Below are 16009 nucleotides of genomic sequence, written 5' to 3' on the forward strand. Positions count from 1 at the left end.
TATCTAGAGGTTTGATAGTGGTAATATCTTGTTTCGAGTATAGCTAGCCATGAGTAGATATTTGGTGCGTGTATCTAGGTACCTGGCTGTTCAGCCGTGGGCAGGCATCCTACTCATGCTTCTATACTATATCTCCTGAATTTTACTACTAGCCATACCCGTATTGCTCGATGAGAGTGCAATAGTATTAAGTTTAATAGGCAATCGCGAGGGTTCAATATATAATTGAAAGACTATTAATTTCGCAATAATTTCACTAACTCTCCCCCGCTTTTTAGCGGGGGAGAGTATACGAGTTATGTTTAGCCAGAACAGCTATTGTATGATTTTTAGATAATCAGTAGTTTCTCACCTCTCGGTTAGAACACTAGCCTCTCTGTACTAGCGCGTTTCTGCTACTCATTCTAGCCACCTATCTTATTTAGATACTCGACATCCATTTTTTTCTATTCGAAGCGCTCATTACAGGATGTAAATCGTATCGAACTATTATCTAATAATTTATTAATTCTAACTTATGTTGCTTAACATATCCTCATGTACTTAGATAATAATATTTTATAGCTGTTGCCGCGCGAGATACTTCTTAATATCTCGCATAGCAAATAGTAACTATTCTAATATTGACACGCGAATATTAGAATAGTTAACTCTCTTTGCGCACTTAGCAAGCCTGGACGACATATTTTTCTGATAAGAATTTCTAAAATAGCGGGAGCAACAGCTAAGATAGACTTTTTGTTAAACATCAGAAAAATATATTCTGTTAAGAGTGGCTATGTTAACATTGACTAAGCCAGGGTGTGCTTGCATGCATGCTTTACTGTTAATAGCGTATTAACTTCGTTATTTCACCTCTAAATAATGCACTGACGATGCATGCTCAAAAATTGAAATAATGAACACTATATTATCCTTTCTATTCGATTCTTTTGAACGACTCAGAGTCAAATATGACTACACATTCGAGATGGCATGATATTGATACCGAAGATGGAAAGTTTCAGGCATATCTCGCACTTCCTCATACAGGTAAAGGTCCAGGGATCGTTTTAATCCAGGAGATATTTGGGGTTAATCAGCATATCCGTGAAGTTGCTGACCAGTACGCGACAGACGGCTATTTAGTAATGGCACCGGATATTTTTTGGCGTAGCAAGCCACATATTGAACTCGGATATGCAGATGCAGACTGCAGACGGGGCATTGCACTCATGGAGCAGATTAATCTTAATAAGACGCTACAAGAACTTTCTGCAACCGTGCGGGCATTGCGTTCGCTACCGGAACAAAGTGGCAAAATCGCTGCAGTAGGTTACTGCTTTGGTGGAATGCTAGCCTACAACATGGCCTCGCACGGATTAATAGATGCTGCAGTCGCCTACTATGGTGGTGGTATACAGAACCAGTTAGATCATGCGTCACAGATAGATATACCGATACTGTTTCACTATGCTGAGCAAGATACGAATATCCCTCTATCTGCGGCATATCAAGTAAAGGAGTACTTCAAAGGCCACAATAATGCTCAATTTTATTTGTATCCCAACGCATATCATGGCTTTAACTGCGCACATCGAGCGACTTACCAGCAACGCGCCGCAGCGTTAGCTCATGGACGTACGCTAACTTTTCTAGTCGAGCATCTTTAGCCAACTAAGATGCGGAATAGAGTAGTACGTGGAGTAGCGGGTCGGCGTAGATTACTTTTACCACTAAATAGGATCCAATCTTGCTTCGTCAGCGTCACGATATAGCGCTAAAGTAGCAAAAATCGGAGCTGCAACCAGGTTCTAGTTCGCAACTAGTATATAAACCATCGACACCCAAAGCTAATCTGGTTACTGTGGTCAGTATTTTACAAAAACGAGCTGAAACCGCTATATAGTCCTACGCACAGAAAAAATCGACAATAAATATATTCGGACTGCTTCACCCCTCCAAGCAGGAGGTATGTTAATTTCTTTGCTTTATAGAGTGTACAATTTTAGTAACCCTAGCTTACTGCGCATCTCTGCCCTGTCTACTATGGCCGGATCGATTTTATAGGTGAAAACTTAGGTGAGAAAAGCTGTTCCTCTAACTTTCGGAATGTCTGTGCAGGGGTAAAATAAACAAGTATAACTAATTAATTTTATCAGGATTTGATTGTTATATTTCAACAACACTGATCGCAGTATACTATACTGCGATCAGTAAAATCCTGGGGAAGTTAGCCGCCGCCGCGCGCTACAGCGCCGCCTCCTCTTCGCGTATTGCAGACTCGACAGCCTGCACGCGTGCTGCATATACAGCATTTTTAATGCAGTATGTCTCGCTGGCTGCACGCTGCGCGATAATAGCACCGATATCAACGCCGCGAGCAGCTATTAGCGCGATATGTAGTCTTTCTGCCTGTGGATAAGGATGAGATGTAAAATTTAAGCGACCGCGCAAGTCGGCCTCACAAGCCTGGATCGCTTGCGCAAACCGAATCGGCTTACGCAGCGCGTCACTGCGCTCTAGCATACAAACTAGCGCATCTGGCCCCATCCTCATCACGCGATGCACATTGCTGTGTTCGCGTGCTACTAATACAGCTAAGTCGCGGCAATTTCTGGGAACTCTGAGACGTTTGCATAGTGGAAAAAGCCGCTCTAGGCTACGTACCTCATGTCCAATATGGCGTGGCAGTACATGGGGTAGCGTATCAGCTTTACCAAGATCGTGTGTGAGTGCAGCAAAACGTACCGGAAGCGAATACTGCTGTGCCGCCGTATAGTCGATGACCATCATCACGTGTACGCCAGTATCGATTTCCGGATGATAGTCAGCACGCTGTGGTACGCCAAATAGCCGTGCTACCTCCGGTAGCACGCGCTCTAGCGCACCACACTGACGCAGCACATCAAACATCCGCGATGGCTCATGCTCCATTAATCCACGCGAGAGTTCCTGCCATATACGCTCAGGTACTAGCATATCGGCTTCGTTATTTGCAACAATCTGCTGCATTAACCTCAGCGTCTGCGGCGCAACAATAAAATCGGTGAAGCGCGCAGCAAAGCGCGCCACCCGAAGAATGCGCACTGGGTCCTCAACGAAGGCGCCACTGACATGGCGAAAAACATGCGCTTGCAGATCGATCTGGCCGTTAAATGGATCGATCACGGGTCCGTACAACGTACCATCGAACGACACTGCCCGTGCCATTGCATTAATAGTTAAATCGCGCCGAGCTAAATCTTGCTCCAGTGTCACATTTGGCGCACAAAAAAACTGGAAGCCATGATAGCCAGCTGCTATCTTTTTCTCTGTGCGTGCTAATGCATACTCTTCTTGTGTACGTGGATGTAGGAATACCGGAAAATTATTGCCTACAGGGCGAAAACCCTGAGATATCATCTGCTCGGGCGTCGCTCCGACTACTACATAATCACGATCTGTAGCCGGTTTGCCTAGTAATTCGTCACGAATAGCGCCGCCCACTGCATATATGTTCATTAGTCATTTACTCTCTTGCGGTCATGCGCTTCATGCGTCACTCTAGTCATACAGAGAAGTACTATGTACTGCAAATTCATGGATTTAGGTACGTAGGTTCTAGAAAAATATCTGCACAAATTATTTGAGTTTATAAAATAATGACTCATAAACTCAAATATACTAAACGCCTCGTTACCTGCACGTAAAATGACTGGCACCTGCTTCAATAAAAAATGACGTATAATGTATACTCTATTTTCCTGATTTTTCCCTAATTTGTTACGGAATAAGTTGTATCAAGCCAAGCGCGCTTTCAGTAACTGAGTCTAAACCGTCGAATAGTGCATTGAAGTAAGTCGTATTTAATACAACTCTTTGATCGCGTGCCCCCCGGAAATGAAATCGTTTCCGGGAAGATTATAATCTCTACTAGGCTAATGTTCTAATTCTACTGCCGAGTTTGGCGGTTTGATCGGTTGTTATAAGAACCGTCAGTCTAAAAATTAATGATAGATTATCGACAATAGTTTTGTAAGCGACTGTTATCCGAATATTAGTAGTGTGCTTAAGAAAATTTTCTCAGAATTATCGTGCTATGTATTGACTAGGCATCGAAACATCTAGCCGATTGAGCGGAAAGCGGAAACTAAGGCATAGTATTACTGATGCATATAATTACTAATAAAACATCATGCTTACTTCGCCATCCCATATTGATGGCTAATCTCAGCCTACTACGCCTACGTATTGTACTCGTTTATCTGATAGAACAACGATAAGTAGATCGGCAGAAATTGTGTTTTTCCGGATGAGAGATGAACTATTACTCGACAATGCTGAGTATACACTTCACGCTCAACTGCGTGAGTTCCCAATGAATCTTCTTAGACTAATTAGCTATAGAGGTAAAAGTAAAATACAAATACAATTCGTATTGCTGTGCAGAAGTCTATTATCGCTACCTCTCGTAAGCATAGCGCGAGTATAATGAAGACTTATATAAGCTGAGACTAAAAGTTAGTAGTAGCTACTTAGTAGGATTTTCTTATTATATCACTAATCTGGTGACCGACTATCAATGCACCCCATAGCCGCTGGTATTCGTTAATAGCACCTGATCTGATATGACATTAATTCTCCAGCAAAACATATACACTTAAAAAGTGAGCGGATGCGCTCATCAATACGAATATCGTTATAACCGGCGCTTCATTGAGTGTGCTGATGTTTAGGATGTATTTTGCGCCCTAGATACAGTAGTATAAAGAGAGGGCAACCATCTCTCTTATATACTTAACAGCTTAGTCGTCGCTAGGGGCGATTTAACCAGATTAAACACTAGATTCTAGTAATTTTTCTTAATTATAGTCGGATCTACCATCACCCTTATATATCATCAGCTTCGAACTAGCCGTGCTACATCAGATAAGTACTTAAGTAAATTAGACTGTTGCTTTAGCTAACTACTCGAGCCTGAAGACGTTGACATTTATATATTCTTAAGTATAGGCTACGAATATTAATCACAACAAACCATCTCTCTTATGCAGCGTGCTGATCGCTGAGAGATAAGGCATCCTACTCTGTAATTGCTGAGCCACCCTAGTGTAATGAGATGCAGTACTAGCACCTCATTCACATCGATATGTGTATAACCCCCTAATTATCGAGCATTTGAAACTTTGAGCGATAGGAACATATAACGCCGACCTAGTTCTCTCTATGCACTACCCTTGCGAAACTGAACGAATTCCAAGTATTTTCTCTTGAGTAGACGAATCTGTGCTGCCAAGTGCTGCTATACATAGCAAAAAACATCGTTGGCAACTCGACTACGTTTAAACGATATACTAGTCGAGTATATATGACTATTTCTCTTTGCGTTTAAAGAAGGAGGGTTACAATGATCCAGTGCATAGAACGCAAACCAGACTTGTTGATCGCAGAAGCACTTCCTTCGTTGCTGAAGATAGCGTTGCGCGCAGGGTTGCTAGCTGAACGCGTACGCTTCGCTAGCATGGCGGAGCGTACGCGTGTCGATGTTAAATTGGCGGCGCAACTAACTAATATTCTACAGCGTTATGCCCCACGTTGCGTGGGGCTGTTCTGCCCGGTTTATGGAGAGTTTGACGCGCGATACATAATTGCGCACTGGCTGTATGGAGACACGGCTCGTCGGGCAGCATTACCAGTGATCGTCGCGCCGCGTAGACCGATGATCTACCATACGTGGACACCCGACTCGCCGATGAGGGAAGGGCGATATAAGATTTCTATTCCGATACACAAAAATAGTGTCGTACCAGACATGCTGCTTGTGCCATGTCTTGGATTTGATGCGTCACGGTACCGACTTGGTTACGGCGGTGGCTATTTTGACCGGACATTGGCAGCATGGCCAACACACGCAAGCCTGCCGGTCACTGTTGGAATCGCATATGAATGTTCGAAAGTAAACTTGATTCCGCACGAAACGCACGATATACCACTAGATATTATTGTTACAAATATTAACTGCTATTAATCACTGCTTAGCACATACAACTATATTGAAAAGTTCTAACTGGGCACACAGTATCTAAGGTGATCTACTTTGTAGAAGCTAGCCTTATTTAAAGATACAAACATCTCCTTCTAGCAACTTACTACGCGAGAATAAATATTACAGCACAGCACGTTACCATATGCTTATCTATAACGCTTAATGAGCAACAGATATTTTCCAGCTTATTCCGCGTTGATGCCTTATCATACAGGTTGGATATATCAGCTAATATCAATAATAATCTACTAACTTTTCTGTCTGGTCGTAGAGAATGATATGCTAATAGTATAGCACTACTCAAACTAATAAGTTTTGCAAGCATTCCCTAAGGCTAGCAAATCCAGATTCGAGTTGACTCACTACGTGTGATATTGGCATATTTAATAGTGCGTTCCGGAATCAGGTCTATTATAAGTAGAATACCTGCTTGGCACTTATGTTGATTCGAGAAGTGAGCATTACAGTAAACTTCATCTCGCTTATAACTGAAGGGCGATATAGAATTCAGGTACTCCTTACAGCTATCGAGCATATTTGTGGTGATAACTATTTATTTCCTATATAAATCAGGCAGTGGATGTGATTCCACTATATTATAAGAATTGTTGTGTATTCTAACCGCACTCTACGCCTTTCTGCTTCACAGAATATAGAAGTGACACTTGCTTAATAGTTCGCCGGACTGCAAAGCTCTAGCCTGCTTCTTCCGCAGCATAATATGATAATCAAGACAGGGGTACCGGCTGCGCTAGTAATCCTTGTAGATAATATTGATATAACGAACACACTGTAATTCCACGTAGTATGTGATGCATAGGTATCGAGTAGTATTAGTTGAATGCCGCAATACTCAAGATGAGAGTAGAGTAAACACCTCTAATCTATGATATAATGTGTACGTGTTTGGTGTGAACACCTGCCCCTGTCAGTATGAGCATCTGTAGCCTAAAAATTTTCCGCTAGCGCTGTGTTAGTTAGATACATTCCAACATCGGCCTGTATTGTGCTAGACACATGTGCTAAAAACAGCAGTAGATTAGTACGGTTTCGATCCTTAGTATAGCATTATAGACGCACATATATATTCAGTGCGCCTATAATGCTATACTATTTATCTATCTACAACCGATTTCCTTAGCATAACTCCTCAGCGCGATGACAAGCCACCTGCCCGCTATCAATATCGCGCAAACTCGGTTCTTCGGATACGCACCGCTCTACCCGGTAGGGACAGCGTTGATAGAATGTGCAACCCTGGGGGGGATTAAAGGGCGATGGCGACCCACCTTCAAGATTAATTTTGATATATCGGTTGGATGAAAAAATAGCCGGTGTAGCGGACATTAATGCGCGCGTATACGGATGCCACGGCCTCGCAAAGACTGTTTCCTTGTCCCTTCGCTCTAAAATGCGACCACAGTACATTACCATCACGTCATCAGCAACATGCTCTACCGCTGCAAGGTTATGAGAAATAAAGACGTAACTAGTGCGGAACTTATCTTGTAGCTCCATAAATAAGTTTAATATTTGTGCTTGCATCGATACGTCTAGCGCTGATACCGGCTCATCAGCCACAATGATCTGCGGCGTCAGTATCATTGCACGCGCAATTGCCACACGCTGCTGCTGCCCGCCCGAGAACATATGCGGATATCTCTTCGCGTGCTCAGGTTGTAATCCAACTATGCGCATTATTTCGGCGATACGTGATGCCCGCTCTCCGGCGCTCATTCTAGTGTTAATTAAAAGCGGCTCAGCTAGCGTCTGCTCGACCGTCTTTCGCGGATTTAATGAGGAAAACGGGTTCTGGAAGACCATTTGAACCCGTTTGTGCAACTCGGCAAGCTGTCGACGTGTAGCAGTCGCAACATTAGCTCCATCAATGAATAGGCGGCCCGATGTCGGACTCTCGACCATCGTCAGTTGCCTCGCCAGCGTTGACTTGCCGCATCCCGACTCACCAACAACTGCTAGGGTGCGACCAGGAGATAGTGCAAAAGATATACCATTAAGCGCTTTTACTGTGGCTGTGCCAAACATGCCGCAGCGCACCTCGTAGTGCTTGGTCAGCTGGTCCGTAATCAGCACGGCATCCTCGGTGGTCGTCTTCGTATCGCGAGCATGCGCCGTAGTGTTCATCTTGCACCTTTGTTTTCATACGCGCTGCGCGTGTACGAATCATAATAGTCGTCGGCCATGACTGCGACGATTCGAAGTTTTCCATATTTAGAGCACGGATGCATCGGACGCACATTACCTCATCCCGCGCATCGATTGATGCAAGCGCAGGATGAGTCTTCCAACAATTGTCAATTACATACTTGCAACGTGGCGCAAACAGGCAACCACTAGGTCGATTTTCGCAACCAGGCACTATACCGGAGAGTATAGAAAGCCGTCGCATACCGCGGTTGTGCTCGGGAATCGCCGCTAGAAGAGCCTCTGTATACGGATGGTGTGGCGCTAATAGAATATTCGGTACACGATTTATTTCAATGATCTCGCCAGCATACATTACCGCGATCCGCTGCGCCACCCCGAATACCACAGCTAGGTCGTGCGAGATTAGAAGGAGCGCCATACCACGCTCTTTTTGCAATTTCATGAGCAGATCCATAATCTGAGCCTGGATCGTTACATCTAGCGCGGTAGTGGGCTCATCGGCTATTAACAGCTTCGGGTTGCATGCTACAGCCATAGCAATCATTACGCGCTGGTTCATCCCGCCGGACATCTGATGAGGAAATGCGTTTATTCGGTTCTTTGCATCCGGGATGCCAACCTGCTCGAGGAGATCTAGCGCACTGCGTTCTAAGGCTGCACCGCGCAACCCCTCGTGCAAGGAGAGCACTTCCTTGATTTGGAAGCCGACTGTATAGCTTGGATTTAAGCTCATAAGGGCATCTTGAAACACCATCGCAATATCCTTTCCGACGATACGCCGGCGCTTAGCCGGTGACGTATGCAACAGATCAACACCGTTAAAGCGCAGTTCGTTAGCACTGACCTGCCCCGGCGGGTCAATCAGCCCCATCAAGGCCATCGCTGTGATACTCTTTCCAGAACCAGACTCGCCTACAATACCGAGCACCTCACCGGCGGATACCGATAGACTTACCTGATCTACCGCAGCTAGTCCATTAAATTCGACGCGCAGGTCACGAATTGTCAGCAACGGCGCACCTACATTGCACGGTATATTAGGATTCAGGTTCATGATAATCTTTTTAATTTTGGATCGAGTGCATCGCGTAACCCATCGCCGAGCATATTGATGGCCAGCACAGTGATTAGAATTGATAAGCCTGGCATCGTGACGATCCACCAACCGTTATCAATGTAGTCGCGCGCAGAGGCTAGCATCGTACCCCATTCGGCGGAGGGCGGTTGCACGCCCAAGCCGAGAAAGCCGAGCGCGGCAGCATCAAGGATCGCGGTCGAGAAGCTAAGCGTAGCTTGCACAATTAATACCGGGATGCAGTTAGGTAACACTTGGGAGAACATCAGACGTAGCGTGCTTGCGCCCGCCACGCGCGAAGCTGTCACATACTCTTTTTGCAGTTCACCGAGTGCGGACGCACGTGTAAGCCGAACGTGGGCAGGCAACGTGACGATTGCAATAGCGAACATTGCATTAGTGAGTCCTGGACCGATTACAGCAACGATCGCCACTGCGAACAATAACGATGGCAGTGCGAGTAGCACATCCATCAGACGCATGATCGGCGCGTCACCCCAACGCGGAAAAAATGCAGCAGCAAGGCCCAGTATAATTCCTGGCACCAATGCCAACGAGGCTGATACCAGGCCGATCAAGAAAGATAGACGTGCACCGAATATGAGTCGCGATAAGATATCGCGACCCACTTCGTCAGTGCCCAGAACAAACTTCCAGTTACCACCGGTGAGCCACGCTGGTGGTAACTTAATAAACTCGCGATACTGCTCGATCGGGCTATGCGGTGCGAGAAGTCGCGCAGACAGCGCGACTACGATTAATAGTATAACTACTATGAGTGCACCGACGGCACCGTAGTTACGCGAGAACTGAATCCAAAATTCACGAACCGCTAGCCAGCGTCTAGATAGCAGCAACTTCATCACCTACTAAAAGGAGGGAGGCTAAGTGAGCAACTCTACCATCGTTACCTCGTATAGCGAATACGTGGATTAAATCCGATGTACAGTAAATCAACGAACAGGTTGACCAGGATAATCAACGTTGCAATTAGTAAGATGCTACCCTGTATAACTGGGTAATCGCGTTTCGCGATTGCCTCAATGAACCACTTTCCAATTCCAGGCCAGGAAAATAGAGTCTCAGTTAGCACTGCGCCTGCAAGTAAAGTGCCGATCTGCAGCCCAATCACTGTAATAATGGGAAGAAGCGCATTTCGCATCGCGTGCACAAGGACAACCCGAGCCGGCGATAAGCCTTTGGCGCGTGCAGTGCGAATATAGTCTTCGCGCAGCACCTCGAGCATCGACGATCGCGTCATCCGTGCAATTACTGCCAGCGGAATTGTGCCCAATACTACTGCCGGTAAGATTAGATGTGGCACTGCAGACTTGAAGGCACCCTCATCGGTAGATAGCAACGAATCAATTAGCATAAAACCGGTTATATATGGGATATCGTATTCCACTGCGATACGCCCAGATACCGGTGTCCAACCGAGGGTGACAGAAAACAGCATTATTAACAGCAGTCCCCACCAGAAGATCGGCATCGAATACCCAGTTAGTGCGATTCCCATCACCGTATGATCGAGCCATGAACCGCGCTTGAGTGCCGCAGCAACGCCCGCCGGCAAGCCGAGTAGCAACGCAAACGCCATAGCGCAGCTCGACAGCTCTATTGTCGCAGGGAAACGCGCTAGAAATTCGTGCACCACACTAGTATTCGTTATCAACGATGTGCCTAAGTTACCGTGCAGCGCACGGCCAACATAGCGCAGATATTGCAATGGCAGCTCTTCGTCAAGTCCTAATCGATGTAGCGCCTCGTCGTGTGCTTGCGGATCAATACCGCGTTCGCCCATCATCACTTCGATAGGATCGCCGGGTATCAGATGAATAAGCACGAACGTGACAATAGTAATGCCAAAAAATGTTGGTATAACCATTCCCAAGCGGTGCAAGACAAAACGGATCATGAAAGCTTTTTGTGGGTGCCAATGAGTGGGTGATATATAATTATTAGCATCACGCGGTACGATGTCGAAACGCTTACTGCAAGCTTAAGCCGTTACAGTTAATATCACTCACGGGTTGTCTTGCAGTAAACAACGGTCTTCACAGTCGGCTAGTGCATTGCCCAATCATGATCTCCCCCCGTGATAGCTTTGCATACCGCGTCTGATTCATGGTCTAGCTCTGAGTAATAATTCAATCGTTACAGGGATTTTAGCAACTACTTGGCACAATTATTACCTAAACCGCGTCACATCTAAGAATAATATCGATCCTGACGCCGGCTCGATATTATTGCCATTGATGCGTACAATCTTTCGAATAATCTTGATCTACACACCAATTATTTCTTAGTAGGTTCCCATTATCTTAGTCATCAATTTATCATTCGGATAGCACAAAGGTTGCACGAGAATAGCCCACAATGTCACCTCAGATCTGTTCTTGACGCCTTCCTGTCTACAATCACGGGACTTTAGCTTGCTCCGTATCATATGGCACTATCCCGATTAGGATAGCGTACGATTATTATGTCGACAGGATCAGATCAGTTGCGAGCTAACCGCACTCTGGCACATCAACGCATGTGACACTTTTTATTAATCACTATATCCAACATGTGCCGCAATTGCATGATGCAGTTACTCTTTATCAGCTTAATATTAGATAGTTGCAAATAGACCATAATATAGCATTCACCACGCTTAAGCTTTTAGACCCAAACACCTGGATGATACTCACAAATATCTTAACAGCTCCAGGCTGTCCTGTAATTGTGATGGCTATAGAAATGCGTTAGCGCATTCTTTATATAATTTTTACGATAAATGATCTACAGTCGATCTGTTTCTAATTTAAGTATAGCGCGAGGATTACTATTTAGTAACAAGTCGTCGTATTTAGTTAACTCAATTGAAATCAACTCTACTTATAAATTCGTCAAGAACAACGCACTGCTTTTTCAAGGTACACTGAGCTGTTATGTAAATCAATATTTTTACTCTTTGTTATTACCCCTATTAACTTTTAAATCGAAGATGTATAAAAACTTGATCTTATACGACTTGTTTGGCAGCGATCTTTAGATCGAGCATCTTCTTGAAGATTAATAGTATACCTTGCTTTAGTATTAAAAATCACATATCTGTTTTTTATATCGTGCGAGTAAAACTCTATGATTTAATAAATCAACAGTATATTTACGGCCATCCAGAAACACACCCCAGGTTTTAGTTAGGCTTGCCTGATCTTTATGCACTACACCTAAAATCTAGAAGACAAGACGATTACTAGTAGCGTAGATATTAGCGGAAAAATTAACCAGCCGTCTATTAATCCGATTTATAACCTATCAGGTCTCCATCGGAGCGGCAGAATCAGCAGGTACTGCTTGGTGCCCAGCGCAAGCACGCGGAAAATACAACACTGTAGATCGCAAGGTGGATTTTTTCGGGTAATATGCGCTATATAGCATACTTTCTCCAAATTTTTATCTGAGTATCTCTAGCATAACCCCCAAGCGCACTAGACTCCACTAAACCGGCAAGATCGACAAAGCGTATATTCGATACACCAGGAAGAGCTCATGCACGTAACACTAGGATGTTTTTATTGTACTTAACCGCTTAGCCGCTCACAAATCACCTTGCTAGCCACTGCGCTGTTCAATGTATAGAAATGTAATCCCGGAACACCATTCGCAACTAACCGCTCGCAAATTGCGGTCATGACATCTAGTCCAAATGCACGAATAGCCTCACGATCGTCACCAAAACCCTCTAGTCGACGAGAAATCCACTTTGGAACTTCTGCACCACACATTTTAGAAAACCGCATGAGCTGAATATAATTTGTGATTGGCATAATTCCAGGTACAATCGGCGCGTCGACTCCAAGCTTGTGCGCATCATCAACGAAGCGGAAATAAGCATCCGCATTATAGAAATACTGTGTAATTGCTGAATTTGCACCTGCCTTCATCTTGCGTATGAAATTCTCTAGATCTGCACGAGGCGATTTTGACTGTGGATGGTATTCAGGATACGCGGCCACCTCAATATGAAACCAGTCACTATGCTCGGCGCGTACAAATGTAACAAGATCGCACGCATAGCGCAACTCACCGATCTCCCCCATGCCAGAAGGCAAATCGCCGCGTAGTGCGACAATATGCCGAATACCATGCGCACGGTATTGCATTAGAATACAGCGCAAGCTCTCTTTCGATGCACCAATACACGATAAGTGTGGCGCCGCTTCAAAGCCCTCACTCGCCATTTCGAGGACAGTATTAAGTGTGCCCTGCTGCGTCGAACCACCAGCGCCAAATGTCACCGACATGAACTTTGGCTTAAGCGGTGCCAGCTGCACACGCGTTGCGCGTAATTTTTCCGTTCCTGCGGCTGTCTTTGGTGGAAAGAATTCGAACGAGATTTTTGGCAAAGACATATGTATTGGTAATAAAGTAGAGTAATTCTTATCGGCGTATGTTAATACCAGTGCTTGACAGTAAATCGCTGTCTAAAGATCAGCGCACTCATTAAATACGATAAAGTACTATATAAAATTGAGCCAAAGAGTGCCGAACAAAAACCGGAAACCTCGAACCCTCTAAGAAAAGTTGCACACAACCAAAAGCATAACGCATTAATTACTAGGATGAACAATCCTAAGGTAAGCACAGTTAGCGGCAGTGTGCACAGGATTACAACTGGCCGGATGATCGCATTGATCAAACCGAGCAGGAGCACGAAGATCAATGCGGTCATAAAGTTTTTGATTTGGATCGACGGCATCACATAAGCGATGATTAATAGCGCAAGCCCATTCATCAACCAAGTCAGTAATACAGCCATTAGTAGCTCCATGATACAGCCGGTGTGCGCTAGAAGATGCTATCATGACCATGTTCTAGCGTGCGCACAGACCTAGTTTAGTAATGGTAGTGGTGCATCCTTGCATGAACTGTTCTCGTCCACGATAATATACACGCGTCCGCGTATCGCTCAGTTCGATTAGCGTCAAGTCGATGCGCGTTAGATATAACCGCATAACTTTTCTATTTAAATAAACGCTTAGGCAATACGTAGTCTTTTATTCAGATGCCGATCACCGGAATCTGAATAACTCGATCTGTGCAAACGCTTAATGTGTAAGCGAATGAGATACAACAAACGACGGGTGTCCGGTTGCGCACCCAAGATTCACGAATCGTTTCTCAGTCAAGAAAAATTACCCGATTACTGCCATAGAAAATAATTATGGCCTAATATTCTCTTTCCGGTACTGTCTGTGTGGACGCCTCGTCAATTTTAAAATTGAAGTAATCAATATTACCAGCGATCGTATTATGGCGCATCGCCTGCATGTGATTGCAGTTGATCATATGATCATAGCAAGATATCGTTACAAAAATATTGGCTTTATGCGTCGCGTAGTCTAGTGTGATGCACTATGGTTCTTTAATAGCCACCTAAAATGCGCATATTAGATTAATCTCAGCGACATACACTAGCGCGCCGAGCCCACACCGGATTGTATGCAGCTCTTGATAACACCACCATAGCTAGCTACCACGGTAGTCTTATCGACAATTATCAGGTCCGTCAAATTTCTAGTAACTAGAGTTACACGGAAACTAACAGTTTATCAAACTTGGATTTAGTTACCGAATCGCGCATATCAATAGCCGGGGAGATAGTAGTCGGCTCTCTACCCTAACTGGTATAGTCGATGTACACCGGTTGTAGTGGTTACTTTGGTAACTCCGCGAATAGGCGCTAAGCGTATCGAGTGCCAGCGCGGATTTGCGTCTAGGTAGCGAGTAATCGGCTCTGTACGGAACGACCTCTTCTTCGTTGGCGGCCGATCCATCACCGAGTCATCCTGCTCAGCCTATGTGCTAAGAATTAGAAGCAGATCAGAGGCAGTATAGCTTCCACCGCCGTTATCAAGATCATATCGGTAAACAGTTGTTAGGTTATTCGAAGATCCAGTGCGCAAATTCCTAATATTCGTCTAGCGATTTACACTTATATGAAAATACTGGCGCACCGGTTTTGGCAATCGCCGCTGCAGCAAATCTTGTGGCGAGAAGACGTTGCTCGACAAAAATCCCAGGTGTATATCGGCGCTTAGGCCACCCCTTGGCTATCTTGATTAAGACGCCTGTCTGGATCGTCATATACAGCGAGCCAGCAATACTGGAAACCTTTTAGCAGCTGTTCCGCTTAGTACTTATAGCGAGATCTATAGCAGACTAGGAATTTCGGTTCCGGCGATATTTAACTCTCGGCATACCAATGCGGGCAGTGGCGAATCGGCGATGGCTTATTCTGAATGGGTTTTTTGCATAAACCACTGAATTCATCGCGCCCCTCCTATTCAAGAAAATAAAAAACGTAAGTGCCGTTGTAGCGACGAGTGCACGCCGGCCGCATGCACAAGATTGAGGCGTTTTAAGTTTAGTGACCACCTAACCATCTCAACGCTTCTCAAAATGAACCTTATTATAGAAAAATTCGGATTCGGAATATCGCTCAATTAAGCTAGGCGGACTAAAAGTGGCATCACCACGGCTCGGATTGGCAATAAGAGCTTTCTTATCTGACTGACAAGTCCTAGAACGGTCCCCGACCCTGCGTCAATTAGCCTTTAAGCAGTAGGAGCTACTAACATTCTGCTCATACTAGCGCAAACAATCGACGCCTCCGGATTGCGCACCTACGACAATATAAACTAACAATATCAGTAGCATTAGCTACTGATAATTTCTTCGGAAATGTAAGGGCTAGCTAGTATCCA

9 protein-coding genes and 1 pseudogene are annotated in these 16009 nt (G+C 44.9%); 2 read left to right on the forward strand and 8 right to left on the reverse strand.

Annotated elements, in window-relative coordinates; all coding sequences use genetic code 11:
• Positions 1 to 953: 953 nt before the first annotated feature.
• On the forward strand, positions 954 to 1652 hold the full coding sequence (locus GJV44_RS04075; RefSeq protein WP_226806450.1) for a dienelactone hydrolase family protein: 699 nt from the start codon (positions 954 to 956) through the stop codon (positions 1650 to 1652).
• 577 nt (positions 1653 to 2229) lie between these two features.
• Here GJV44_RS04075 and GJV44_RS04080 read toward each other — a convergent pair.
• On the reverse strand, positions 2230 to 3483 hold the full coding sequence (locus GJV44_RS04080; protein ID WP_226806451.1) for a multifunctional CCA addition/repair protein: 1254 nt from the start codon (positions 3481 to 3483) through the stop codon (positions 2230 to 2232).
• A gap of 1885 nt (positions 3484 to 5368) precedes the next feature.
• On the opposite strand from GJV44_RS04080, the gene GJV44_RS04085 reads away from it, so the two are divergent.
• Positions 5369 to 5989 (forward strand): 5-formyltetrahydrofolate cyclo-ligase, encoded by a 621-nt coding sequence (locus GJV44_RS04085; RefSeq protein WP_226806452.1) that lies wholly within the window; start codon positions 5369 to 5371, stop codon positions 5987 to 5989.
• A gap of 1155 nt (positions 5990 to 7144) precedes the next feature.
• Here the strand turns inward: GJV44_RS04085 and GJV44_RS04090 are convergent.
• The 7 genes and pseudogenes from GJV44_RS04090 to GJV44_RS04580 all read right to left on the reverse strand — a co-directional run bounded on the left by GJV44_RS04090 (position 7145) and on the right by GJV44_RS04580 (position 15532).
• A complete protein-coding gene (locus GJV44_RS04090) occupies positions 7145 to 8101 on the reverse strand; it encodes a dipeptide ABC transporter ATP-binding protein (RefSeq protein WP_226806453.1) in 957 nt (318 codons plus the stop codon).
• Positions 8022 to 9230, reverse strand: coding sequence for an ABC transporter ATP-binding protein (locus tag GJV44_RS04095; RefSeq protein ID WP_226806454.1), 1209 nt, complete (start codon positions 9228 to 9230; stop codon positions 8022 to 8024). Before GJV44_RS04095 ends, GJV44_RS04090 begins: the two co-directional genes overlap by 80 nt.
• Complete coding sequence (locus GJV44_RS04100) at positions 9227 to 10114, reverse strand: ABC transporter permease subunit (protein ID WP_226806455.1); 888 nt, start codon at positions 10112 to 10114, stop codon at positions 9227 to 9229. Before GJV44_RS04100 ends, GJV44_RS04095 begins: the two co-directional genes overlap by 4 nt.
• A 44-nt stretch (positions 10115 to 10158) precedes the next feature.
• Complete coding sequence (locus tag GJV44_RS04105) at positions 10159 to 11169, reverse strand: ABC transporter permease subunit (protein ID WP_226806456.1); 1011 nt, start codon at positions 11167 to 11169, stop codon at positions 10159 to 10161.
• A 1654-nt stretch (positions 11170 to 12823) separates the two neighbouring features.
• Positions 12824 to 13654, reverse strand: coding sequence for a methylenetetrahydrofolate reductase [NAD(P)H] (gene metF / locus GJV44_RS04110; protein ID WP_226806457.1), 831 nt, complete (start codon positions 13652 to 13654; stop codon positions 12824 to 12826).
• 41 nt (positions 13655 to 13695) lie between these two features.
• Positions 13696 to 14061, reverse strand: a complete 366-nt coding sequence (locus tag GJV44_RS04115) for a phage holin family protein (protein ID WP_226806458.1) — start codon at positions 14059 to 14061, stop codon at positions 13696 to 13698.
• 77 nt (positions 14062 to 14138) lie between these two features.
• Positions 14139 to 15532 (reverse strand): annotated as a pseudogene (locus GJV44_RS04580) (adenosylhomocysteinase).
• Positions 15533 to 16009 lie beyond the last annotated feature (477 nt).

Origin of the sequence: Candidatus Vallotiella adelgis, assembly GCF_020541305.1 — a bacterium.
GTDB lineage: Bacteria > Pseudomonadota > Gammaproteobacteria > Burkholderiales > Burkholderiaceae > Mycetohabitans > Mycetohabitans adelgis.